The sequence below is a fragment of the Rufibacter radiotolerans genome, assembly GCF_001078055.1.
Lineage (GTDB): Bacteria > Bacteroidota > Bacteroidia > Cytophagales > Hymenobacteraceae > Nibribacter > Nibribacter radiotolerans.
The window spans coordinates 2,513,488-2,538,093 of sequence record NZ_CP010777.1; the positions used below are offsets into that span (position 1 = coordinate 2,513,488).

Genomic DNA, 24,606 nt, shown 5'->3' on the forward strand with positions numbered 1-24,606 from the left:
TTAAGAATGGAGGCAGATCCTGTAACTGGAGCCTCTTTCACTAATTCCTAATTCTACATTCTTAATTCTTAATTAGAAAAAGAGATGGCTGGTAATAATCCTAACAGCAAACCAATGAACCTGACGCTGAAAGTGTGGAGACAGAAAAACTCCCAGGCGGCCGGTAAGCTGGAAACATACCAAGTAAAAGATATCTCCCCAGAAATGTCGTTTCTGGAGATGATGGACGTGCTCAATGAGGGGTTGCTCCTCAGCGGCATTGACCCTGTGGCCTTTGACCATGACTGCCGCGAGGGTATCTGCGGAATGTGCAGCCTTTACATTAACGGCAGGGCCCACGGGCCGGAGCGTGGCACCACCACCTGCCAGTTGCACATGCGCAAATTCTCAGACGGGGATACCATCACCATTGAGCCCTGGAGAGCGGGCCCGTTCCCGGTTCTGAAAGACCTTTGCACTGACCGTTCTGCCCTGGACCGTATCCAGCAGGCCGGGGGGTACATCTCCATTAACACCGGTGGGGTACCAGATGCCAACGTGATTCCTATTCCTAAGTCTATTGCAGACAAAGCGTTTGACGCGGCTACCTGTATTGGTTGTGGCGCCTGCGTGGCGGCCTGTAAGAACGGTTCTGCTATGCTATTCACCTCGGCTAAGGTATCCCAGCTGGCCCTGTTACCACAGGGTAAGGTAGAACGCAAGACACGCGTAGAGAACATGGTGGCCCAGATGGACATTGAAGGCTTTGGCGCCTGCTCCAACATTGGATCCTGCGCGGCAGAATGCCCGGTAGGTATCTCCCTGGAGAATATTGCCATGCTCAACCGTGAATACTACGCTGCTTCTTTCACGTCTGAGAACGTTTAAAAAACGGTAGCACCCATAAGCAAAAGGCGAAGCTTTAACGGCTTCGCCTTTTCTGTTTTAAGCCTGTTTTCAGGAAAACAGGCTTAAAACAGCCTTACCCCAATTCAACTTTGCTCCGTTTCTACGGAATAAAATTAGGCGTAACTTTAGCGCTTCCCTTTGGTTATACAAGCATACCTTGTAGTTCATGATTCTGATTATATCCGGTACCAACCGCCCCGACTCCATCACCCTGCAAATAGCCAGGCTTTACCAAGAGATGCTAGCTGCCCACGGACAGGCTTCTGAACTACTGGACTTGCAGGACCTTCCCCTGGACTTCGCCTCTCCTTCGCTCTATAAAAGTGAGCTGTATTCTCAGGCGTTCCTGGACCTGCGCCGGCAAGTAGTCACCGCCGCTAAGATTGTGTTCATTGTGCCGGAGTATAACTGCTCCTACCCCGGCGTGTTGAAGGCCTTCATTGACGGCTTGGAATACCCAGATGCCCTGCGCCGGAAGAAGGGAGCCTTGGTGGGGCTATCTACTGGCAGCCAGGGCGGCAATATTGCCCTCAGCCACCTCACCGACGTCCTGAATTACTGCGGGCTTCATGTGCTGGCCCAGAAGCCCCGCCTGCCCTTCATTCACAAGCATCTGCAAAATGGACAGTTCACCAACCCGCTTTACCACCAACTCCTGGAAGAACAGATAGCTGAATTCATCACTTTCTAGCCTTTCTACCAGGCTTCTGGTGTCGCCGCCCTTAAGTGGTTTCCTCCTTGCAATACCAATGCGTTTTAAGGCCGTTTTCCTGAAAACGGGCCCAAAAGGGAAATAACCCTCTGCCTCATAGGAATTCCTATCCATTGCTTTGCGGTCAAAAACATCCAAAAAAGAAGCCCTGAAACGTTTTGCGTTTCAGGGCTTCTTTTTATAAAACAGGGCTAAAGCGCCTAGTCTACATTGTCATGCAAAAAGCGGTTATCGCCTAGCAGTTCGTTGTCATCGTTGAGGTTAAAGCGGGAAATCTGCTGCTCTGCGGAAGGCACCACGTTCTCCAGTTGCACGTTTCTTCTCAGATAGGCAGGTACCTCCAGCTTCTCTTTGATGGCGGCATCGGTGTTGGTGTCCAGGCTTAATCTGCGCAGGCGCTCGCGGCGCTCGTTGATTTTGTTCTGAGACGCCTCGCTTACTTCCTGAACTGCGGCCACCTCTACTACCTCTTCTTCAAAGGAGGGGGTGAACAGTTCACTGGTAGAATCAAGGTCAAAGATGATTTTGTTTTCGGTTACCGGGGCTGGCTTGCGCACTGGCTCATTGGCCACTAGCTGGGTAGCAGATACCGGTGGGGTAACAGAGAAGGTAGTAGGGGCAACGGGGGCTACAGGCTCAGCAGCATACTCTCTCACGGCCTGAGGCGCAGTGGCACCTACTACCGGTCCTCCCGCCTCAAAAGTCTTTTTTGGGGCCGGAAGGCTAACCATTTCACGGGCAAACCCGGTAGCAATGACCGTTACTCTAATGCTGGCACCCAAGGTAGAATCAATACCATGGCCAAAGATCACCTCAGAGTCATCACCGGCTTTTTCCTGGATGTAGTCAGTGATCTCCGTCAGCTCATCCATCTCCAGTTCGGCCTGGTCACCAGACATAATGGAAAGAAGGATTTTCTGGGCACCGTGTATATCAGTGTTGTTGAGCAACGGCGAGGAAAGGGATTCCTCGGCGGCACGAAGGGCGCGATTCTCGCCTTCAGTGATGGCAGAACCCATCACGGCGGCACCGGAGTCTTTCATGACCGTTTTCACATCTTCAAAGTCCACGTTCACCTCAGAAGTCACCGTAATGATCTCGGCGATACTTTTGGCGGCGGTGGTTAACACGTTATCTGCTTTGGCAAACGCTGCTCTGATTGGCAGGTTCCCGAACATCTCGCGCAGTTTATCATTGAGGATCACCAGCACGGTGTCACAGTTCTCGCTCAGTTCTTTGATACCGTTGTCAGCGGCGGTACGCTTCTTTCTGCCCTCAAAGGCAAAAGGGGCGGTCACAATACCAACGGTTAAGATATCAAGCTCTTTGGCTACTTTGGCAATTACCGGGGCAGCACCGGTTCCGGTTCCCCCGCCCATACCTGCGGTGATGAACACCATCTTGGTATGCGCGCCCAGCAATTCTCTTATCTCTTCTTTGCTTTCCAGGGCAGCCTGCTTGCCACGCTCAGGATTGGCCCCGGCACCCAGACCTTCGGTGAGGGTAGTTCCAATCTGAAGTTTATTGGGCACACTGCTGCTTTTCAACGCCTGCTCATCAGTATTACATACCACGAACTCCACGTCCTTAATGCCTTGATTGAACATGTGGTTCACAGCATTGCTTCCCCCTCCGCCAACACCAATCACCTTAATGATTGACTTGGAGTGCGATGGCACATCAAACTTGTACGATGAAAAACTCATGTTATCTCTCCTGAAAATTTACGCGTTAATAGTTTTGTTGCTTATCGTCAAAATCATCAATAAGCATACTCTTGGTCCGGTCTAAGATCTTGGAAAAGAAGCCGGGGCCGCTATTTGATTTCTGAACTGGTCTTATCTCGTTGACAATCTTGTTACCGGTACTGTTAGCCATCTCGGTGTAGCGGTTCACGCGCTCATCAAGCGCCTGGTAACCAGCCAATACAAGACCAACGGTGGTAGCATACATTGGGCTCTTCACTGAGTCAATCTTGCTTTTGCCTAAGTGCTCATTGGGGTAACCAATGCGGGCATCCAGTCCAGTAAGGTACTCTACCAATTGCACCAGGTTCTGCAGTTGGGCACCGCCTCCGGTGATCACCACGCCTGCCGCCAGTTGGTTGGCATACCCGCTTCTAACAATTTCTGAGTAAACGAGTTCAACAATTTCCTCCATTCTCGCTTCTATAATATAAGCAAGGTTTTTCAAGGAAATTTCTTTGGGAGTCCGGTCTCTAAGGCCCGGGATTGAAACGATCTCATTCTCAGAGGCTTCGTCGGCGATGGCTTTGCCAAAGCGCACTTTGAGCTGCTCAGCCTGGTTCTGCATGACCATGCAACCCTGCTTGATATCTGAGGTGATGATGTTACCGCCAAACGGAAGCACCGCGGTATGACGGATGATGTTGTCTTTGAAGATAGCCAGGTCAGTAGTACCGCCTCCAATGTCAATCAGGGCCACACCGGCTTCCCGCTCCTCTTCGCTCAACACAGACATACAAGATGCCAGGGGCTCCAGTATAAGCTGGTCAATCTCTAAACCGGCCCGGCTGATGCACTTGGTGATGTTGTTTACTGCGTTAGACTGGGCGGTGATGATGTGGAAGTTCCCCTCCAAACGAACGCCAGACATGCCAACCGGGTCCATGATGCCATCTTCGTAATCCACCTTGTAGTCCTGGGGCATTACATGGATGATCTCACTGCCAGGTGGGGTCACCAGACGGTACATGTCATTGGTAAGACGGTTCACGTCCTCAACGGTGATCTCGCTGTCCAGTGATGTGCGGGTGATACTGCCGTTGTGTTGCAGACTTTTGATGTGCTGCCCGGCAATACCTACGTTCACGACCTTAATGTCAATACCAGATTGCTCTTCTGCCTGCTTTATCGCTTTACGGATGGCTTCAACGGTTTTGTCAATGTTGCTCACCATGCCACGCACTACGCCTTCAGAAACCGCTTTCCCCAAGCCCAGGATCTCCAGCTTGCCGTACTCGTTTTTCCTCCCTACCAGCGCGCAAATTTTGGTTGTTCCAATGTCTAAGCCTACAACTATTTTGTCGTTCTGCGTCATATTGTTGTCTATTCACAAATAATCTGATCCTTGTATTCGATATTTAATCGACTATACTTCTCCCACCCCACTACCGGCATTACCTCTTTGTAGAAGATGAAAAGCCTTTTGAATTTCTCCTCTACCTGCACCGGTTTCCCAAACTCTATCCGCTGGTCCCCAACCTGCGTCAGAAAACTTACTTTCCCTTTTGGGTCAATGTCCATGTGCGCCAGTTGCGCGTTCCAGAACGGGTCCTTCTCAATGTACTTCAGCAGAGACAGATACGCCATCCCTACGGAGTCCTGGAAAAATGACCCTTCACCGGCAGTCGTCGCCGCGGAAACGGTCACCGGAAGAACGTGCGCTGTGTACAAAGATGACAAGGGCAGTTGATTGCCTTCTTCATCCAGGTACACATCTTTCTTCGAGCTCAGGAGACGCGCAATGGGCCGGTTTTGCTGGATGGTCACGTTGATATTGCCCTCCAAGTCTCGAGAGACTTCCGCCTGCCTTACAAATTTATGCGATTTAATCCGCATTTCCAGCCGCTTGAGGTCAATCTCCTCTTTTTTCCTACCGGTCAAAGGCTGGGCCCCATTTTTGGTAAGCAGAGCAGTTACTTCCGATGCACTAAGAAAGTAATTGTTATACTCATTATCAATTTTAATATTGACTTTTTTACATATTTTACCTTCTTGCCTCGCTTTGGAAAATCCTGCCAGAAAAATAAACCCTGAAAGGCAAAAAAGCGCGAAAAGAAGGGCCTTTACTTTCCTATTCCAATACATGCGCCTTCTCCTCCAACAGTTTTTTAATACCGGGTACCAATATATCTATATCGCCAGCCCCTATGGTGGCCAACACATTAAAATCCAAGTCTTTGCCTAACGCTTCCAACACTTGGTCACGGTCTATCATCTTTTTGTTTTCAACTTGTAATTTGTCAAAAATCAACTGGGCCGTCACCCCTTCTATGGGCAACTCCCTGGCCGGATAGATATCCAACAGCCAAACCTCATCTGCCAGGCTCAGGCTTTGGGCAAATCCCTCTACAAAATCACGGGTGCGGGTAAATAAATGGGGTTGAAAAATTGCTCTGATAAACTTGCCGGGGTAAAGCGCCCTCACCGAATTCAGGAAAGCTTCTATCTCCCGGGGGTGGTGCGCATAATCGTCTAAATATACCCTTTTTTCCGACACATATACCTTTTCAAACCGCCTTTTTACGCCCGTATAAGCCGCAATTCCAGAATGAATTTTTTCAACCGGGACCCCCACCAAGGAAACTGCCTGCGCGGCCGCCAAAGCGTTCTCAACGTTGTGGAAACCCGGCACCTGCAAAGTGGTTTCAGGGAGTAGTAAGTTCCTGCCTTTGGCTGAAAATTTCATGGCGCCATCGGCAATTCTTACCTCGGTAGCACATAGTTCCTCATCCTCAAGCCCATAGCGAATTACCGTAACCGAAGGGTCTGCCGCCGCGGCAATGCTTTGGTCGGCGGTATGGTTGAGCAGCAGGTAACCGTGGGGCTTGATCTGCCGCACAAACTGCCGGAACGACTCCACCAATGCCTCCTTGGCCCCGTAAATATCCAGGTGATCTGGGTCAGTGGAGGTAATCACCGCTATGTCTGGGTACAGCGTCAGGAAGGACCGGTCATACTCATCTGCCTCTACCACCGCCAGCGCACGCTCTTCCTTTTGGTTAGGCAACAGCAGGTTGGAGCCCAGGTCGGTGGAGATGCCACCTAGGAAGGCCGAGGTGGAAACGCCGGCGTGGTGCAACAGGTGCGCCACCATGGATGAGGTGGTGGTTTTCCCGTGGGTACCGGCCACCGCCACCAGATATTGGTCCTTTGTAAGCAGCCCCAGCACCTGGGAGCGTTTCATAATGGTGTAGCCCTCCTCCTCCAGGTATTGCCGCTCTGCATGCGTAGCGGGCACGGCCGGGGTCAGCACCACCAGCGTTTCCTGCCTGTTTTTCCTAAAAGAGGCAGGAATCAGATCTACGCTATCCTCAAAATGAATCTGGGCTCCCTCCTCCCCTAGCTTCTGGGTAAGGGGCGTGGGCGTCTTGTCATAGCCAGCCACGGCAAAACCCTTGGCCAGAAACCAGCGGGCCAGCGCGCTCATGCCAATCCCGCCTATGCCCAGGAAGTAGATATGCTTGTATTGGTGCAGGTTCATTTGATCAGCTTCATCAATTCTTGCACAATGTCTTCAGTAGCCTGAGGCCGGGCCAGCTGCGCGATGTTCCGGCGCAACAATTGCTGTTTTTCCGTATCTGCAGCCAGGGCGAAAGCGGATCCCCAGAGTTTCCGCCCGGCATCCACGTCTTTCACCAGCATGGCAGCGTCTTTCTGCACCAGGGCCATGGCGTTCTTGGTCTGGTGGTCTTCGGCCACGTTGGGCGAAGGCACTAGAATGGAAGGCTTCTCCGCCAGGCACAACTCCGAGATAGACAAGGCGCCAGCTCGGGAAATAACCACGTCGGCGGCAGCGTAGGCCAGGTCCATGCGCCGGATGAAGTCAAAGGCTTTGATCTGGTCTTCTAAATAAGGCTGGGTGGCCGTCTGGGCCTGCGGATAAAAATTTTTACCGGTTTGCCAGATGAGGTTAAAGCCGGACTCCTGTATTTTCTGCAGCGCCGCCTCGGTGCTTTGATTCAGGGTACGCGCGCCCAGGCTTCCGCCAATCACCAGAAAGGTCTTGCGTGCCGGGTTCAACCCAAAGAAATCCATCGCCTCTAGCCTCTTGCCGTCCAGGTTTGCAATGTCGCGGCGCACTGGGTTGCCGGTGAGTACCAGCTTGGCGCTGGGGAAATACTTGTACATGCCGTCATAGGCCACGCACACCTTGTCTACTTTTTTGGCCAGGAGTTTATTGGTGATACCCGCGTGGGAATTCTGCTCCTGGATAAGGGAGGGAATCCCCATCCTAGTGGCGGCGTACAGCAGCGGACCGCTGGCATAGCCCCCCACCCCTACCACGGCATCGGGTTGAAAGTCCTTTATGATTTGGTAGGCTTTGCGCACGCTGGAAATCACCTTCAGGGGGAATGACAGGTTGTCTACCGTCAGGCGGCGCTGCAAACCACTGATCCAGAGACCAATGATCTTATAACCTGCCTCGGGCACCCGCGTCATCTCCATCCGTCCCTGCGCGCCTACAAACAGGATCTCTGCCGAAGGGTGCAGCCGCTTGATCTCATTGGCAATGGCTACGGCCGGGTAAATGTGCCCGCCGGTCCCTCCGCCGCTGATGATGAATTTGTATTGCTTATCAGGCATGGGTCAACACGTTTGCAGGTTTTTTCCCAGAAATAGCCGCCTCTTTCTTGGCCTCGTACTCACTACGGCTTACGCTCAGGATAATGCCGATGGAGATACCCGTGAAGATCAGGGAGGTACCGCCCATGCTCAGCAACGGCAAAGGCAGACCGGTAATAGGGCCCAGGCCTACGGCCACCCCCATATTCACCATGGCCTGGATGACCAGACTGAAACTGATACCGGCGGAGAGTAATCCGCCGAAGGCCCCCAAGCTGTTGGTCACCGCCATCATGCCCCGGTACAGGAAGGCCAGATACAGGAAGAGCACCACCGCCCCTCCTACCATGCCGTATTCCTCAATGATAATGGCGTAGATAAAGTCTGAATAGGGGTGAGGCAGCACGTTGCGCTGGTCTGAGTTTCCGGGGCCTTTCCCCAGCATACCTCCCGTGGCGATGGCAATGTAGGACTGCTCCAGCTGGAAAACCGTCTCATTTGGATCCATGAAGTTCTCAATACGGGTAATGGCCGTCTGCATCCGTTGCCCCAGGGTCAAGGCCACCGCCCCAAACAAGGCCCCCACAATGATCATGGTAAAGATGGGTTTCATGGGCACCCGACCAATGAACATGAGCAAAATGCAGGTCAAAAACAGCAGAAGACCCGTGGAAATATTACTCATTGCAATCAGGCCGCAGATCAATCCGCTCCAGAGGAAAAGCGGGATAAGGGTCTGCTTGGACTCAATGTTCATCTGGCGTTTGCTCAAAATGCTGGCCAGGTAAGAAATGAGGGCCAGCTTTGCCAAATCTGAGGGCTGGAAGGTCTGGTTGATGATGGGAATGGTCAGCCAGCGAGAGGCCTCGTTGATGTTGGAACCTTTGAGATAGGTGTAAACAAGCAATGGCACCGAGAAGATCAGCGCCAAAAGGCTCAGTTTGGCATAGTAGCGGTAATTGATCTTGTGCGCGAGCCACACAAACGCCAGGCCAATAAGGATGAGGGTGGAGTGCTTAAAGAGGAAAAACTCCGTATTCCGCGACATCTTATAAGCCAGCGTACCCGTGGCAGAATACACCACCGCAATACTGATCAGGGCGAAGGAGATGACAATGCCCCACAACACAGGGTCACCCTTCAGGTTGTCATGGAGCCAGTTTTTTACAGTAGTCATATAGCTTTTTGCTGAAGAGCCGCCACTGCCTCAGTGAAGGAACGGCCCCGGTGTTCATAATTCTTGAATAGGTCAAAGCTGGCGCAGGCCGGGGAAAGCAAGACCACATCGCCGGGCTCGGCGAAATCCTTGGCCAGCCGCACGGCCTCGTTCACATCCTGGGTCTCTACCAGTTTAGGGCAGATATCTGAAAAAGAGGCGATAATCTTGCTGTTGTCCACGCCCAGGCAGACAATAGCTTTTACCTTTTCTTTTACCAGCAGAAGCAAGGGAGTATAGTCGTTACCCTTATCGGTGCCGCCCACTACCCACACAATGGGGGCCTTTATCCCGTCCAGGGCGTACCATACGGCCTCCACGTTGGTGGCTTTGGAATCATTGATGAACCGAACGCCGTCAATTTCGCCTACCGGTTGCAAGCGGTGTTCGGCATTCTGGAATGAACCCAAGGCGGCCTCAATGGTGGCTGGTTCAATGCCAACCAACAAAGCCGCGCCTACCGCCGCCATGGTGTTGTATTGGTTGTGCTGCCCAATCAAGGGAGATTTGGAGGTGCCTACTTTTGCCCTGATTTGGGAAAAAGAGGCTATAATCGCTTTGCCCTCCGTTCTAATGGCCAGGTTCTCCTCTCCTTTCAACCCGAACGGTACGGGCGTGCCTGGCACCTCATGGGCCGCCAGGTATTTCTGGATTTCCGTGTCGTCCTGGTTAAACAGGAAGTATTCGCCAGCGGTCATGTTTTGCGCCACCCGGAACTTGGCGGCCGCATAGTTTTCCATCTGGTAGCCGTAGCGGTCCAGGTGGTCGGGGGTGATGTTCAGCAGGATTCCTATATCAGCCTTGAACTGGTACATGTTGTCCAGCTGGAAACTGCTCAGCTCCACTACATAATAGTCATACCCACCCTCCAGCACTTTGCCTGCCAGACTCTCGCCCACGTTGCCGGCTAAGGCCACTTTCAGGCCAACGCTTTTGAGCAGGTGATAAGTTAAAAGCGTGGTGGTGGTTTTACCGTTGGTGCCGGTAATGCAGATCATCTTGCCCTTGGCATAGCGACCGGCAAACTCAATCTCAGAGATGACGGGAATGTTCCGCTCCAGCGCGCCCTGGATCACCGGCGCCTTATCAGGGATGCCCGGGCTTTTAATGATTTCCTGGGCGGCATAGATCTGCTCCAGGGTGTGCGTTCCTTCCTCGAAGGGAATCTGCGCCCGGGTCAGTTGGGCCCGGTATTTTTCTGCAATGGAGCCCTGGTCAGAAACGAACACGTCAAAGCCCTTCGCCTGCGCCAACAAGGCCGCCCCTACGCCGCTCTCCCCTGCTCCTAGTATGGCTATTTTTTGCATTGCTTGTTTTGGTATTTGCTGTTTTAGGCTTGTTTTCCGGAAAATAGGCTCAAAACGCCTTATCTTAATTTCAAGGTAACCAGGGTCAAAATAGCGAGCATAATGCCCACGGTCCAGAAGCGGGTCACGATCTTGGATTCATGGTAGCCTAGTTTCTGGTAATGGTGGTGTAAGGGTGACATCTTGAAAATGCGTCGGCCCTCGCCGTATTTCTTTTTGGTGTATTTGAAGTAGCTCACCTGTAGCATCACCGATAGGTTCTCCACCAGGAAGATGCCGCAAAGGATAGGGATCAGGAGCTCTTTTCTCAGAATCAGGGCTAAAACGGCGATGATCCCGCCAATGGAAAGGCTACCGGTATCGCCCATGAAAACCTGCGCCGGATACGAGTTGTACCAAAGGAAACCTACGCAAGCCCCCACAAAGGCGGTACAGAAAATCACGAGCTCGCCGGTGTTGGGAATATACATGATGTCAAAATAATCCGCAAAGATGGCGTTACCAGAAACCCAGGCAAACACGGCCAGCGTGGTACCAATGATAGCAGAAGTTCCCGCGGCCAGGCCGTCAATCCCATCGGTGATGTTGGCGCCGTTAGAGACCGCCGTAATGATAATGATCACCAACGGAATGTAGAGGAAGCGGGCATAAGAACCCAATAACGGACTCGCGAAGCTGAAGAAATGGTGGTAGTCCAGCTCGTTGTTCTTGGTGAAAGGCACCGTGGTTATCATTTTGCGCACATCCTGGTAGGTGCCCGCCACGTCAATGGCAGACATCCCTTTGGCCGTCAGGTACTGACGCACGACTACATCTTCAGAGAAAAACAGGGTAATGCCCACAATCAGCCCCAGGCCCACCTGACCCATGATCTTGAAACGCCCGGCCAGCCCCTCTTTGTTTTTCTTGAACACCTTGATGTAGTCATCCAGAAAGCCGATGGCGCCCAACCAGATAGTGGAAACCAACATGAGCAGAATATACACATTATCCAGCCTGGCCAGCAAAACCGTAGGCAAAACAATGGCCAACAGAATGATAAGACCGCCCATGGTAGGCGTGCCTCTTTTCTCCAGCTGCCCTTCCAGACCCAGATCCCTGATAGATTCCCCTACCTGCTTGCGCTGCAGAATCCGGATAAGACGCCCCCCGAAGATCATCGCGATCAGAAGAGAGAAAAGCGCGGCCAGCCCAGCCCTGAAAGAGATGAACCGGAACACCCCGGTACCCAGGAGATCAAACTGCCTGTCTAAATAATCAAATAAGTAGTAGAGCATCTGTTTCGGTTTAGGGGGAAGAAATGCGTGGCAGAAAATCTGCTGCCATTCCTGGTTTACGGGTTTAAGGTACGTTTACTAAAGGTTGGTTATTTCTGCAACAGCTCAAAGGTCTCAAGCAAAATCTGCTTGTCGTCAAACGGCGACCGCACGCCTTTCACTTCCTGGTAGGTCTCATGGCCTTTGCCAGCCACCAGAATAATGTCATCTGCCTCGGCCAGAAGCACCGCCGTTATGATGGCCTCGCGCCGGTCTACCACCGAAAGCGACTTTTTCAAATCTGTCACTTTCACGCCGGCCTGCATCTGGTTCAGGATCTCCTGGGGTTCCTCATCCCGGGGGTTATCGGAGGTCAGGATCACGCGGTCGCTCAAGCGGGCCGCAATGTCTGCCATGACGGGGCGCTTGGCCGCATCGCGGTTTCCGCCGCAGCCCACAATGGTGATCACTTTCTGCTCTGGTTTTCTGATCTGCTGAATGGTCTGCAGCACGTTTTCCAGGGCGTCGGGCGTATGGGCGTAATCCACAATGCCGGTGATATGGCCAGAAGACACCACATAATCAAATCGGCCAGCGGCCGAGGTAAGGTTGGAAAGACTGGACAGCACTTCCATTTTGTCTTCGCCCAGCAATACCGCGGCGCCATACACCGCTAAGATGTTGTAGGCGTTAAACGTCCCTATCAACCTAAACCAAACTTCTTGCCCGTCCAATTCCAGTTGTAAGCCTTGGATAGAATTGTCCAGCAAGCGAGCCTTGAAATCAGCTTCCTTGCGCAGGGCGTAAGTGTATTTGGTAGCCTTGGTGTTCTGAAGCATCACCATACCGCGCTTGTCATCTGAGTTTACCAGCGCAAAAGCCTTCTTGCCCAAGTGGTCAAAAAACAGTTTCTTGGCCCTGATGTACTCGTCAAAAGTGCCGTGGTAGTCCAGGTGGTCATGGGAGATGTTGGTGAACACGGCCCCGGCAAACTGTACCCCGGTTACACGATGCTGCACCAGCGCATGCGAGCTCACCTCCATAAAGGCGTGGGTACAGCCGGCGCTTACCATTTGGGCCAGCAGTGCCTGCAAGGTAATAGCATCTGGCGTAGTGTGGGTGGCGGGGATGACCGTCTCGTTGATCTGGTTCTGCACCGTGGAGATTAACCCGGCGTTATAGCCTAACTCCCGGAAAAGCTTGTGCAGCAACGTCACGCAGGTGGTTTTGCCGTTGGTGCCGGTCACGCCTACCAGTTTCATTTTTTTGGATGGATGCCCATAGAAGGCGGCGGCCACGTGGCCCATGGCCTCGGCAGCATCAGGCACCTGCACAAACGTGACGGTTTCCGGAGCGTTTTGAGGCAGTTTTTCGCAAAACACCGCTGAAACGCCCTGCGCCACGGCGGCGTCTATATAGTCATGGCCATCCCGCAGGGTGCCCTTAATCGCAAAAAAAGCCACGCCCGGACCCGCCTGACGAGAATCCATGGTTAACGCAGAAAGCTCGGGGTTAGAGGGCCCGAGCAATTGCGTTGGCTGGAGTACCTGTAGCAGGTGTTCTAGTTGCGCCATTTCTACTTAGTGTAAGTGTAATAATTGATCCTTTTCCAATGGGGCCGCCGGGCGGAAGGCTCTGGCTCTGCACCCGGCCCATGCCAATGGCCCGTACTTTGATGCCATGGTTCCCCAAGAGGTACAAAGCGTCTTTCAGGGTCATGTCCGTCACGTCCGGTACCTGCCCCATCTTCACAGGTACTGGTTTTAACGCCACAGATTGCTTCTGCGTATCTACCCGCACCCAGTCTTCCTCGGGGTTGGCCGGATGGGCGCTCACCCCCAACTTGTTACAAAGCAAAGTAAGTTCTTCCTGGCTGCCGGCATGAAGGGCGGGTAATTTAGGCTGCACCCCTACCGGTTTGCGCACCATAGGGGCATGAATGGCCAGGTCCTGGGCATAGGCCTTGTCGGCCAGTTCCCGGAAAACCGGCGCGGCCACGTCACCGCCGTACTGGGCGTTTTTCTGGGGATTATCAATGATAACAATGCAGCTGTATTTAGGCCTGTCTGCCGGGAAATAGCCCACAAAGGAGGTGGAGTATTTACGGGTATATTTCCCGTTGATCACCTTACGGGCAGTCCCGGTTTTGCCGGCCACCTTGTAGTCTGTGCTGCGCACGTTTTTACCGGTCCCATTCTCTACTACCCCTTCCATCATCTGGCGCAGTTGGGCCAGCGTCTCATCAGAGCAGATCTTGGGATTGAGCACCTTGGTGTCAAACTGCTCAATGATCTGGTCGGCGCGCTTGATGCTTTTTACGATCATGGGCTGCACCTTTATCCCGTTGTTGGCCACGGCATTATAGAAAGCCAGCGTCTGCAAAGGCGAGATTTTCAGCTCATACCCAATAGACATGGTGGAAAGCGACGGCCGGCTCCAGCTGCGGTCTTTAGGGGACTTGATGTAAGGCACCGCCTCGCCGTTCATCTGGAACCCCAGTGGCTGGTGCAACCCGAATTTATGCAGGTAATCCACGTACTTCTGTGGGTCTTTCTCAAAGGTCTGCTGGATGAGCTTGGCAACCCCCACGTTAGAGGATTTCTCAAACACCTGCTGCAGCGTGATCTTGCCGTAACCGTGCGTATCTGTTTTCACGGCGCCGCCAATGCGCTCAGATCCCACGCCGGTGTCCACGGTGTCGGTGAGCTTTTTATCGGTCTCTTCCAGCAAGGCCATCATGGAGGCCAGTTTGAACGTGGAGCCCGGTTCGGTACGGCCCTGGTTCCCCACGGCGTAGTTGTAATCCTCCACGTAAACGCCTTCGCTCTGGCGGCCAAGGTTGGCAATGGCCTTGATTCGGCCGGTGCTTACCTCCATCAGAATCACGCACCCGTGGGCGGCATCATTAAGGGTAAGGGCGCGGTTAAGGGCGTTCTCGGCTACGTCTTGCAGGTTAATGTCAATGGTGGTCTGCACGTCAAACCCAGGCATGGGCTTCACCTCGGTGCCGTCATTGATGGGTTTGTTGCCGCCGGCCATGCGCTCAAACAAGGCCTCGCCGTCTTTCCCGGACAGGTGACGGTTAAAGCTGAACTCCAGCCCTGCCCCTTTGCGGTTCTCATTGATAAACCCAATAGTACGTTTGGCCAGGGACCCGAAAGGCATGAACCTGCGGTCCAGCTTTTCAAAGATCACGCCCCCTTTGTTTTTACCTGCCCTGAAAATAGGCCATTTGGCCATCATCTTTTTGTCCTGGTAATTGATAAGGCGGCTGTTCAATCGCACGTATTTGCGGCTGGCGCTGCGGGCATTCTTAATTTTCTGACGGTAGTATTCCGCGGAACGGTCGCCGTAGAAGCGCGACAGCTGAATGGCCAGCGAGTCTATGCCCTTGGCGAAGATATCATCCGGGGAAATGGTAGGGTCAAAGGCCACGCGGTAAAACGGCAGCGAGGTAGCCAGAATACGGTCATCATCTGAATAGATATTGCCGCGGGTAGCCATTACGGGCTGGTAATGGAAGCGCTTCTCATTCGCGATCTCGCGCCACTTGTCCCCGTCCCTGAACTGGATGTGGCCTACTTTAAAGATAATCGCAAACCCAAAAAGACAGATAGCCAAAAAGGCTATCCGCACTCGCGTGACGATAGACTTCTTAATATTCATCTTTCCTGATTACTACTTGAATGGGGGGAGTAGAGCTTTCCACCAGGCCAGAGGCCGCCACGTTACGGGCCACCTCAGACTGCTTACTGGCCTCCATGTACTCAGACTTGAGCGTGGTGTAGTCGGCGCGCAGGTCTTCTGTGTCTGACTTGGTTTTGTCAATGCGGCGCAGCGTGCGGTCTGCGTAGTGGGTGTTGCCAATATAGAACAAAGTGATGCCCATCAAGAACAGCACCTTGGGCAAATAGCGCACGGGCAGACCGTCGGCAAAGAACCAGTCTACCTTGGTATAGCGGTCCAGCAACTCAAAAAGGCTGGTGCCTTTCTGGCGCGGCGGGCGTGTTTTCTCCACCTTAGGCACCTCCCTGAGAGTGTTTGCCTTCGGCCGATTCACTTGCGGACGTACAGTATTCACTGCCATGTTAAAATCGTAAAAGTGTCTTCTATCCCTTCTTCCTCTCTACTTTTTTGACGATTCCTGCGTCTCCCTTTTCACTGCCACCCTGAGCTTGGCGCTCCGGGACCGGTTATTTTCCTGTAACTCCTGGGCGCTGGGCACAATAGGCTTGCGCGTGATAGAGTCCAGGGGTTTAATCTCATTCCCGAAAAAGTCTTTCTCCACCTCGCCAAAAAACTTACCCTTGGCGATGTAGTTTTTCACCAGCCGGTCTTCCAATGAATGGTAAGAGATCACAGACAGCCTTCCCCCGGGTTTTAACACCTCCACGGCCTGCTCCAGCATCTCTTCCAGGGCCTTCATTTCATCGTTCACCTCAATGCGCAAGGCCTGAAACACCTGCGCCAGGTATTTATTCTCCTTGCCCCTGGGCGTGCACCCGGCAATGGCTTTCTTGAAATCACTGATGGTCTCTATGGGCTGCACGTTTCTGGCGGACACTACCTCACGGGCCAGGGTCTTGGCGTTCTTCACCTCGCCGTACATGCCAAAAATGCGGTGCAGCTGTTCCTCTGAATACTCGTTGATAACCTCCTTCGCGCTCACGGGGCTGTCCTTGTCCATGCGCATGTCCAAGGGGCCTTCAAACCGGGTGGAGAAACCGCGCTCAGCAGTATTGAATTGGTGCGAGGAAACGCCCAGGTCTGCCAGAATGCCGTCTACCTGCTTTACGCCGTACAGGCGCAGGTACTTTTTGAGGTACCGGAAGTTGGCTTTCACAAACGTAAACTTGTCAGAGATAAGTTTTTCGGCCTGCTGCTCGGCATCCGTGTCCTGGTCAAAGGAATAGAGTTGCCCGCCCTGCATCTTCTCCAGAATATAAGCAGAATGGCCGCCGCCGCCAAATGTGACGTCTACGTAAATGCCGCCGGGTTTTATGGCCAACGCATCTACCGATTCCTGTAACAACACGGGTTGGTGGTACTGCATGGGCTGATTAGTCTAGTATTGGGGAACTCGGTTGGTCACCGAGAAACTTCTGCGCCAGTTGGGAGAAGTTCTGTTGGTCTTTGATTAAGAAAGCGTCGTATTTATCAGGGTTCCAGATCTCCACGCGGTTACCCAAACCTATCACAATGGCGTCTTTCTCTATCTCAGCGTAGCGCACCATAGTACGCGGTAAGATAAAGCGGCCGGCGGCGTCCAGTTCAATCTCGGTGTTGCCCCTGAAGAAATTGCGTTGGAAATGGCGGTACTCCTCATTGAACTCATTCAGACCCGCCACCTTATCATAGATGGTCTTCCACTCCGTTTTGGGGTACAAAACCAGACAGGGCTCAAAACCCCGGGTCAACACCACCTGGTTGCCGCACTCATCTGGCAGGTTTGCCTTGATTTTGGCAGGCAGCACCAATCTTCCCTTCGGGTCTAGCTTACATTCGTATTCGCCGGAGAGGAAGTTCATGGTTCTGGGTGTGGTGACTAGAGTCTTTGGTACAAAACAAAAGTACTAAAGGGCAGGGCAAAGTCAACCACGGCCTCCCACTTTTTCCCACTTTGTGGATAAATCATGGTTATCCACCCCACTTATACACATTATCCACATTCTTACTCCCCCACTTTGGGAAAACTTTTGGATAACCATTCAGGAATATTTGCTAAAATACCCGTGATAAAAACATCAAACATATGATTATCAATTACTTACATTATTTTTTACAGCATCTTAAAGGCACTTAAGGCAAAGTGGAGGGAAGGTGGCAGAAAGTGGGTCAAAAATCCATATCTTTGCGCCATGCGGGGAAAACTCTCACAATTGACGCTTTTACTACTGGTATTTTGCCTGCTCACGGGTTCTGTGGGTATGGCGGCAACCCAGCGTTTCTGCGCCATGCTGAGCACCTCCCCGGCCACCGGCCAGGACCTGGAAGGCATGGGGTGCTGCGCTGAGAAAGCCACCAATGATTGCCCCGAGGAAGCTCCCCGTTTTGCCAGGAAACCGTGCTGCTCGTTCTCCACCACCCACCAAAAACTGGACGTGGTTTCGGTGGCACCTATTTCCAAGGTACAATTCACGGCCTTCTTCCCCGCGCAGGTTCCTTTCTTGCTGCGGCCTGTTATGGCTGCCCGCGCCGCTACGGTTGCCTGGCCTTTGTATTCAGACGCGTCCCCACCTTTGACTGGGCGTCAGCTACTTCAGCGCCTGCACACCCTCCATATTTAGGTCTTTCTTTTTAGAGCCCGGCCGTAGCCCCAGTTTCCTGGCTTGCTGCCCCTGAAAAGATGTTTATACCTAAATTACAATTACCCATGTCTTTTAAAATCCGTCAGGCGTTTTGCGCCATGGCTTTCATTTGGCTTCTGGTCCCTTTCCTAGCCTCAGCCCAGAACCTCACTGGCCGCGTTGTGGACGCCGCTACCTCCAATCCGCTTATTGGCGCTTCTGTTATCTGGTTAGGCACCAGCCAGGCCACCTCTACCGATGCCAACGGCCACTTCTCCCTGAAACCTGCCCCGGCCGGCCAAAAAGCCGTGCTGGTAAGTTACCTGGGCTATAAAACCGATACCGTTCAGGTAGAAGGCCGGGAAAGCATCACCGTGAAACTGAAGTCCATCACCTCCATTCAGGAAGTCACCATTACCGGAAAGCAGGACCGCTATTCCGCCCTTAGCCCCACCAACTCGCAGGTCATTACGGCTATGGACTTAACTAAATCAGCGTGCTGTAACCTGGCGGAAAGCTTTGAGACCAATGCCTCCGTGGAAGTCTCCACCTCAGATGCGGTTTCCGGGGCCAAGCAGATTCAGATGCTGGGCCTGGACGGTTCCTATACCTTAATGACCACCGATAACGTGCCAGCCCTGCGTGGCCTGGCCACGCCGTACCGCCTGAATTACCTGTCTGGCACCTATATAGAGGCCATTGACATTATCAAGGGCACGGGTTCGGTGCTGAACGGCTATGAGTCCATCTCAGGGCAGGTAAACGTGCGGCTCAAGGATCCGGAGAAATCTGACCGTCTCTATGTGAACCTGTACGGTAACAGCCTGGCCAAGTGGGATGCCAACGTGAACACTTCCTTCACCCTCACCCCTAAGCTCAGCACCGTGCTCATGCTGCACACAGACCAACTGGCCAATCGGGTAGACGATAACAAAGATGGCTTTCTGGACCTGCCGCTGGGCAAGCACTATAATGTGTTCAACAAATGGAAATTCAACAGCGGGGAACGGATTGTGGCCGAAGTTGGCCTGCAGGCCCTACAGGAAACCCGCACCGGCGGACAGGTAAATTACCGCTCCGGCACGCCCCAACAGGAAGGTAGCTTTTACGGCACTGAGTCAGAGACCGAGCGGGTAAGTGGCTTTTCCAAGACCTCCTACACGTTCAAAAACAAACCGTACCAAAGCCTGGGTCTAATCTTATCGGCGGGCCGCCACCAGTTTGACTCGCATTACGGGCCCAGAACCTATAACGGTTATCAGAACAGTGGCTTAGCCAATTTGATCTTTCAGTCGGCGTTTGGGAATACCTCGCACACCTATAAGACCGGGCTTAGCTACCAGCTGGAAGATTACCAGGAAACCCTGGCGGGGAAGGAGCTACAGCGCCGCGAGCGGGTGCCGGGCGCCTTCTTTGAGTATGTGTACCAGAACAGCCAGAACCTGACCCTGGTAGGCGGTCTGCGCGCCGACCACCACAACCTGTATGGCTGGGTGTACACGCCGCGCTTTAACGTGAAGTATGATTTCAACCCCAATTCCATTGTGCGCCTGGCGGCGGGCAAGGGCTTTAGGGTGGCCAACCCCATTGCTGAAAATGTAGCTTCTCTGATCAGCAACCGGGAATTTATTTTCCAGAACAACTTGCAGCCTGAGAAAGCCTGGAACCTGGGCGGAAGCTTTACCCAGTACTTTGAGGTAGGCGAGCGCAAAGGCGCCTTTATCACAGACTATTACTACACCACCTTCCAGAACCAGGTAGTGCCAGACATGTACAGCAGCCCCAACCAGGTGGTGTTTTCAAATTTGGAAGGCCGCTCGTTCTCCAAAAGCTTTCAGGCGGAACTGCAGTATGAACTCACCGAGCTATTGGACGTGAAAGCGGCCTACAAATACTTTGACGTACGTTCTACCTACAACGGGCAACTGGAGCAACGGCCGTTCATCCCCAACCACCGCGCCTTCCTGAACCTGGGTTTTGCCACGCCCTTTGACAAATGGCGCGCCGACCTGACCGCCCAGTGGTTCGGTCCCAGAACGGTGCCTATGCTGGAGCAGCAGGCAGAAGGAAACCTACGTACGCGAACGGTTAGCCCGTACGCGTTGTTTAACGGGCAAATCACGCGGGCCTTCAAACGCTGGGAAGTGTACCTGGGCGGCGAAAACCTGTTGGGCTACAAGCAGAAAAACCCTATCATTGCGGCAGACCGGCCCTTCAGTCAGGACTTTGACGCCAGCATGGTATGGGCCCCCATCATGGGCCGGGTGGTTTACGGAGGCCTTCGGTTTACGATTAAATAATGGCTGATTGTTCATTGCTGTTAAGGCTTTAGAAAAAGCCATAATCAATCAACCATTAAGTCCGTTTTTGGCCCGATTTTGGCAAAACAGGCTCAAAACAGAAATCCTATAAAACTCATAAATTCAACTCTTAACTATTTAAAAATGAAAACTCTTAAACTCTGGATGCTCACTTTGGTTTTCACGGCCTCGGCATCGATTGGTTTTGCCCAGGATGGCAAGAAAGGCCAGGAAGTGAAATTCAAAACGTCTGCGGTATGCGGCATGTGCAAAGCCACCCTGGAAAAAGGCCTGGCCTATGAGAAAGGCGTAGAGAAAGCTTCGCTGGACGTGAATTCCAAAGTATTGACTGTCACCTTTAACGGTCAGAAAACGTCGGTAGAGAAGCTGAAGAAGGCCGTGAATGAATTGGGCTATGACGCCGATGACGCGCCAGCCACTCCCCGCGCCTATGAGCGCCTGGACGAGTGCTGCAAGAAAGACGCCGTGCACTAAGAGACCCTTTACCCTATTTACAAAAATGCCTGCCTGTGTGCAGGCTTTTTTGTTGCCTCTGTTTTAGGCCTGTTTTCCGGAAAACGGGCCTAAAACAGGTGTTGCTTTCCTGTCACCCAGACCGCTACTTCAGGAAAAACAATACCTTTACGGCAGCAGCCTAACCGCCTTTGCTACCTGTACCCCTAACCGTTTCTCATGAAACTTGCCAAATCGCTTTTCTTGCTGGCCTTTTCATTCGGTAGTCTGGCCACGCTGGCCCAGCAGCCGCTGCCCATGCCCCGCAACATTGCCAACGCTTACCAAAAAGGCACCCGCAGCCTGGACGGCACACCCGGCCAAAACTATTGGCAGAATACGGCAGACTACACCATTAAAGTTGACTATGACCCCACCTCGCGCCGCCTGGCTGGCACCGTAGACATTGACTACAGCAACAACAGCCCAGACACGCTCAAGCAAATAGTTTTCAAACTCTACCCTAACCTGTACCAGAAAGGCGCTCCGCGGGCGGGTCGCATTGAACCCAAAGACGTAAGCGAAGGGGTGCAGATTGAGCGCCTCACCCTGAACCAGGAAGCCCAGAACGTGCAGAAATTCAAGCCAGACGCCACCAACCTGACCCTGAAGATCAAACCCATTCCGCCAAAGCAAAAGGCGAAGTTTTCCATTACCTACCATTACACGCTCAACGAGGGCTCGCATAACCGCACCGGGCAGGTAGATTCTTTGGGAGCGGCCTTCGTGGCCTATTTCTTCCCACGCATTGCCGTGTATGATGATGTGGACGGCTGGAACCGCACGCCTTACCTGGGCCCGCAGGAATTCTACAATGACTTCTGCCGGTTCACCACCGAGATCACCGTGCCCAAGGATTTTGTGGTCTGGGCCACCGGCGATCTGACCAACGCCAAAGAGGTGCTTTCCAAAAAACACGCCAAGCGCCTGCAGGATGCCGAGAAGAAGGATAAGGTAATAGCGGTTATAGATGCCAAAGATCTAAAAGAAGGCGGCATTACGGCCGCTAATGCCCGCAACACCTGGAAGTTTACCGCCCAGAATGTGGTGGACTTCGCGTTTGCCACCTCAAGTCATTACCTCTGGAACAGCACCAGCCTGGTAGTAGACCCTAAAACTAAGCGCCGCACCCGGGTAGACGTGGCGTTTAATCCCGCGCACCATGACTTTGTGGAGGTGATTGACTTCTCCCGCAAGACCGTGGAGGCCATGAGCTACACGTTCCCAAAGTGGCCCTTCCCCTACCCGCACATTACCGTGTTTGACGGCCTTGACCAGATGGAATACCCTATGTTGGTAAACGACAACCCGGTAGAGACCCGCGAAGACGCCATCATGCTCACCGACCATGAGATCTTCCATACCATGTTCCCATTCTACATGGGCACCAACGAGACCAAATACGGCTGGATGGACGAAGGCTGGGCCACCATTGGCGAATGGCTCATCTCCCCTATCATTGACCCCAAGATCAAAGACGATTACGGCGTGCAGCCCTACGCCCAGGCCGCCGGCACCGAGGCCGACATACCCATCTTGACCTTGTCTACCCAGCAGAACGGCACCCCTTTCTTTTTGAACTCCTACCCTAAACCCGCGCTGGGCTACCTGTATGTCAAGCAACTGTTAGGCGATGAGTTATTCACCAAGGCCCTGCACCACTACATTCAGCAATGGAACGGCAAGCACCCCCTCCCCTGGGATTTCTTTAATGCCATGAACGCTGGCGCGGGCCGTAATCTTAACTGGTTCTGGCAACGCTGGTTCTTTGACCAGGGCGTGCCAGACCTGGCCATCACGGGCGTGCAACAGAAGGCTGGGCAATACCAGGTTACCGTAGAGGCCAAAGGCACCAAACACGTGCCCGTGGAACTGGTGGTCACATACGCAGACAACACCACCACTACCATCACCCGCAACATCTCTGTCTGGGAAAAAGGCAACACCTCGGTGCCGGTGGAATTCAAGGCAGAGAAAGCAGTGAAGAAACTGGAACTCAAAGGCCTGCACATTCCGGATGTAAACCCGATGGACAATGTCTATGAGGTGAAGTAAACCCAGACTATTCTAAACGCCAAAGCCCCACCCATTACTTATGGGTGGGGTTTTGGCGTTTTGGGCCTATTTTCTGAAAAACGACCCCATAACGGAAAGGCTTATGTATTACTGATGATTCCCTTTAAATCGGTCTTTCTCTTGGTACAGCTTCCACCAGGGCAGGTAGGGCTTGTCATGGTGCTCATAGTGGTAGCCAAAGAAGTAGCAGCTCAGGAAAGCCCAGAGGTGGTTTCTGGATTGGGTAGAAGATTTATGCGGGTTGTCTGAGCCATACTCTCCCCTATGCGGCAGATACGTCCCGAAATAAAACAGCTGAAACGTGGCCAGCACCGCGGGCAGCATCCAGAACAAGATGATGTTCTCCACCGGAAACCAGAGTTGCAGCAGGTTGAACGTAGCGGCCATCAGCAATACCTGAAGGACCGTGATGTACTGCCGGGCAAAACTCAGAAACCAAAGGAAGAAATTGCCGCCATGGTAATCAGGGTCCTGGTCAGTGGCCACGTGGCGGTGATGCAGATGGTGTTTAGGGTACAGCCGGCCATAGTAATTAAAGGCAAACAGCCCGGCGGTGAGCGTGCCAATAGCGGTGTTCAGCCATTTTTTGCCGGGGGCCACCACGCCGTGCATGGCATCATGGGCCGTGATGAAAAGTCCCGTGTACAGGTGCATCATGACCAGTACAGCGGCATACGTGAGCGGCGACAGGAAACTTACCTGCCAATGCAGCAGAAACCACAGCAGGCTCCCCCACGCCACCAGGATAAGGAGCGCGATGATGATTCCGGCATGTTTTCTGAAAAATAGGCTCAAAACGGATTTAGGTTCTTTAGTGATTCAAAGCGATTGCGCTGTCTTGATTACAACGAAAGGAAAAGCTTTGTTCCTTTATACTACTTCCTAGCCTAGCCATTAAAAGGCCAGCAGGGCATCCCTGACTTCCTCCATCAGCCACATGGGCGTAGAGGTAGCACCGCAGATGCCAATGGAATTCCCTTGGGTGAACCAATCTGGTTGCAGTTCCTCTACCTTGGAGACGAAGAACGTGTTGGGGTTGGTGTCTTTGCAGACCTGGTACAGCACGCGACCGTTAGAAGATTTGGTACCCGACACGAAGACCACTTTGTCAAACTTCTGGGCGAAGAGGCGCAGGTCCTTGTCGCGGTTAGAGACCTGGCGGCAGATGGTGTCATTCGCGGAGACGTCATAGCCACGGGTTTCCAGCTCGCCCTTGATGCGGTAAAAGCTGTCGGTACTTTTGGTGGTCTGGCTATAGAGGGTGATATTTTGGGGAAGCTCGTGGCGCAGGAGCTCGTCCAGGTTCTCAAAGACCACGGCCTTATTGCTAGTCTGGCCCAGTAAACCCAGTACTTCGGCGTGACCGTGCTTGCCGTAGATGAAGATCTGCTCTTTTTTATCAAAGGAAGTCTTAATACGGTTCTGGAGTTTGAGCACTACCGGGCAGGAGGCATCAATGAGGGTGAGGTTATTCTGCAAGGCCATTTGATAAGTAGAGGGCGGTTCGCCGTGCGCCCTGATGAGGACGCATTCATTGTGCAGGGTCTGTAAGGTGTCATAGTTAATGATCCGGAGGCCCTTTTTCTGCAGCCGCTCCACCTCCACGTCATTGTGCACAATGTCACCCAGGCAATACAGATATCCCTGCTCTTCCAGCAGGTCCTCAGCCATTTGTATCGCGTAGATCACCCCGAAGCAGAAGCCTGAATTTGAATCAATATGTACCTGTAGCTGAAGCATATC

21 protein-coding genes are annotated in these 24,606 nt (G+C 52.9%); 6 read left to right on the top strand and 15 right to left on the bottom strand.

Annotated elements, in window-relative coordinates; genetic code table 11:
* Nucleotides 1-114 precede the first annotated feature (114 nt).
* The gene (locus TH63_RS10465) at nucleotides 115-867 is read left to right on the top strand and encodes a succinate dehydrogenase/fumarate reductase iron-sulfur subunit (protein ID WP_048920902.1); all 753 of its coding nucleotides are present in this window, start codon (nucleotides 115-117) and stop codon (nucleotides 865-867) included.
* A 187-nt stretch (nucleotides 868-1,054) separates the two neighbouring features.
* Nucleotides 1,055-1,579 carry an NADPH-dependent FMN reductase gene (locus TH63_RS10470; RefSeq protein ID WP_048920903.1) on the top strand — a complete coding sequence of 175 codons (525 nt, stop codon included), beginning with the start codon at nucleotides 1,055-1,057 and terminating at the stop codon, nucleotides 1,577-1,579.
* 221 nt (nucleotides 1,580-1,800) lie between these two features.
* On the opposite strand, the gene ftsZ is transcribed toward TH63_RS10470, so the two are convergent.
* From ftsZ to mraZ, 13 genes are all read right to left on the bottom strand, one after another.
* Nucleotides 1,801-3,306 (bottom strand): cell division protein FtsZ, encoded by a 1,506-nt coding sequence (gene ftsZ / locus TH63_RS10475; RefSeq protein WP_048920904.1) that lies wholly within the window; start codon nucleotides 3,304-3,306, stop codon nucleotides 1,801-1,803.
* 25 nt (nucleotides 3,307-3,331) lie between these two features.
* Entirely contained in the window at nucleotides 3,332-4,660 is a 1,329-nt protein-coding gene (gene ftsA / locus TH63_RS10480; RefSeq protein ID WP_048920905.1) for a cell division protein FtsA, read from the bottom strand.
* Nucleotides 4,661-4,668: 8 nt separating this feature from the next.
* Nucleotides 4,669-5,226: a cell division protein FtsQ/DivIB gene (locus tag TH63_RS10485; protein ID WP_231583458.1), complete on the bottom strand. Its 558-nt coding sequence runs from the start codon at nucleotides 5,224-5,226 to the stop codon at nucleotides 4,669-4,671.
* Between the two features lie 190 nt (nucleotides 5,227-5,416).
* Nucleotides 5,417-6,826 (bottom strand): UDP-N-acetylmuramate--L-alanine ligase, encoded by a 1,410-nt coding sequence (murC, locus tag TH63_RS10490; protein WP_048920907.1) that lies wholly within the window; start codon nucleotides 6,824-6,826, stop codon nucleotides 5,417-5,419.
* Nucleotides 6,823-7,929 carry an undecaprenyldiphospho-muramoylpentapeptide beta-N-acetylglucosaminyltransferase gene (murG, locus tag TH63_RS10495; protein WP_048920908.1) on the bottom strand — a complete coding sequence of 369 codons (1,107 nt, stop codon included), beginning with the start codon at nucleotides 7,927-7,929 and terminating at the stop codon, nucleotides 6,823-6,825. Before murG ends, murC begins: the two co-directional genes overlap by 4 nt.
* Entirely contained in the window at nucleotides 7,922-9,085 is a 1,164-nt protein-coding gene (locus tag TH63_RS10500; RefSeq protein WP_048920909.1) for an FtsW/RodA/SpoVE family cell cycle protein, read from the bottom strand. Before TH63_RS10500 ends, murG begins: the two co-directional genes overlap by 8 nt.
* Nucleotides 9,082-10,431: a UDP-N-acetylmuramoyl-L-alanine--D-glutamate ligase gene (gene murD / locus TH63_RS10505; protein ID WP_048920910.1), complete on the bottom strand. Its 1,350-nt coding sequence runs from the start codon at nucleotides 10,429-10,431 to the stop codon at nucleotides 9,082-9,084. Before murD ends, TH63_RS10500 begins: the two co-directional genes overlap by 4 nt.
* A gap of 59 nt (nucleotides 10,432-10,490) precedes the next feature.
* The gene (gene mraY, locus TH63_RS10510) at nucleotides 10,491-11,708 is read right to left on the bottom strand and encodes a phospho-N-acetylmuramoyl-pentapeptide-transferase (RefSeq protein ID WP_048920911.1); all 1,218 of its coding nucleotides are present in this window, start codon (nucleotides 11,706-11,708) and stop codon (nucleotides 10,491-10,493) included.
* Nucleotides 11,709-11,797: 89 nt separating this feature from the next.
* Nucleotides 11,798-13,261: a UDP-N-acetylmuramoyl-L-alanyl-D-glutamate--2,6-diaminopimelate ligase gene (locus tag TH63_RS10515; RefSeq protein ID WP_048920912.1), complete on the bottom strand. Its 1,464-nt coding sequence runs from the start codon at nucleotides 13,259-13,261 to the stop codon at nucleotides 11,798-11,800.
* The gene (locus TH63_RS10520; RefSeq protein WP_076606461.1) at nucleotides 13,200-15,353 is read right to left on the bottom strand and encodes a penicillin-binding protein; all 2,154 of its coding nucleotides are present in this window, start codon (nucleotides 15,351-15,353) and stop codon (nucleotides 13,200-13,202) included. The genes TH63_RS10515 and TH63_RS10520 overlap by 62 nt, the downstream gene beginning before the upstream one ends.
* Nucleotides 15,343-15,774 carry an FtsL-like putative cell division protein gene (locus TH63_RS10525; RefSeq protein WP_048920913.1) on the bottom strand — a complete coding sequence of 144 codons (432 nt, stop codon included), beginning with the start codon at nucleotides 15,772-15,774 and terminating at the stop codon, nucleotides 15,343-15,345. Before TH63_RS10525 ends, TH63_RS10520 begins: the two co-directional genes overlap by 11 nt.
* Nucleotides 15,775-15,813: 39 nt before the next feature.
* Entirely contained in the window at nucleotides 15,814-16,740 is a 927-nt protein-coding gene (gene rsmH / locus TH63_RS10530; protein WP_048920914.1) for a 16S rRNA (cytosine(1402)-N(4))-methyltransferase RsmH, read from the bottom strand.
* A gap of 7 nt (nucleotides 16,741-16,747) precedes the next feature.
* The gene (mraZ, locus tag TH63_RS10535) at nucleotides 16,748-17,215 is read right to left on the bottom strand and encodes a division/cell wall cluster transcriptional repressor MraZ (protein WP_048920915.1); all 468 of its coding nucleotides are present in this window, start codon (nucleotides 17,213-17,215) and stop codon (nucleotides 16,748-16,750) included.
* 330 nt (nucleotides 17,216-17,545) lie between these two features.
* Between mraZ and TH63_RS10540 the strand changes: the two genes are divergently transcribed.
* The 4 genes from TH63_RS10540 (at nucleotide 17,546) to TH63_RS10555 (ending at nucleotide 22,842) form a co-directional block, all read left to right on the top strand.
* A complete protein-coding gene (locus TH63_RS10540; RefSeq protein WP_197088539.1) occupies nucleotides 17,546-17,974 on the top strand; it encodes a hypothetical protein in 429 nt (142 codons plus the stop codon).
* A gap of 86 nt (nucleotides 17,975-18,060) precedes the next feature.
* Nucleotides 18,061-20,274 carry a TonB-dependent receptor gene (locus TH63_RS10545; RefSeq protein WP_082161638.1) on the top strand — a complete coding sequence of 738 codons (2,214 nt, stop codon included), beginning with the start codon at nucleotides 18,061-18,063 and terminating at the stop codon, nucleotides 20,272-20,274.
* A 144-nt stretch (nucleotides 20,275-20,418) separates the two neighbouring features.
* On the top strand, nucleotides 20,419-20,769 hold the full coding sequence (locus TH63_RS10550) for a heavy-metal-associated domain-containing protein (RefSeq protein WP_053093780.1): 351 nt from the start codon (nucleotides 20,419-20,421) through the stop codon (nucleotides 20,767-20,769).
* 198 nt (nucleotides 20,770-20,967) lie between these two features.
* Entirely contained in the window at nucleotides 20,968-22,842 is a 1,875-nt protein-coding gene (locus TH63_RS10555; RefSeq protein WP_048920918.1) for a M1 family metallopeptidase, read from the top strand.
* A gap of 108 nt (nucleotides 22,843-22,950) precedes the next feature.
* Here the strand turns inward: TH63_RS10555 and TH63_RS10560 are convergent, their stop codons facing one another.
* Nucleotides 22,951-23,658, bottom strand: a complete 708-nt coding sequence (locus TH63_RS10560; protein ID WP_048920919.1) for a fatty acid desaturase — start codon at nucleotides 23,656-23,658, stop codon at nucleotides 22,951-22,953.
* Nucleotides 23,659-23,757: 99 nt separating this feature from the next.
* The gene (locus TH63_RS10565; protein WP_048920920.1) at nucleotides 23,758-24,603 is read right to left on the bottom strand and encodes a 4-hydroxy-3-methylbut-2-enyl diphosphate reductase; all 846 of its coding nucleotides are present in this window, start codon (nucleotides 24,601-24,603) and stop codon (nucleotides 23,758-23,760) included.
* Nucleotides 24,604-24,606 lie beyond the last annotated feature (3 nt).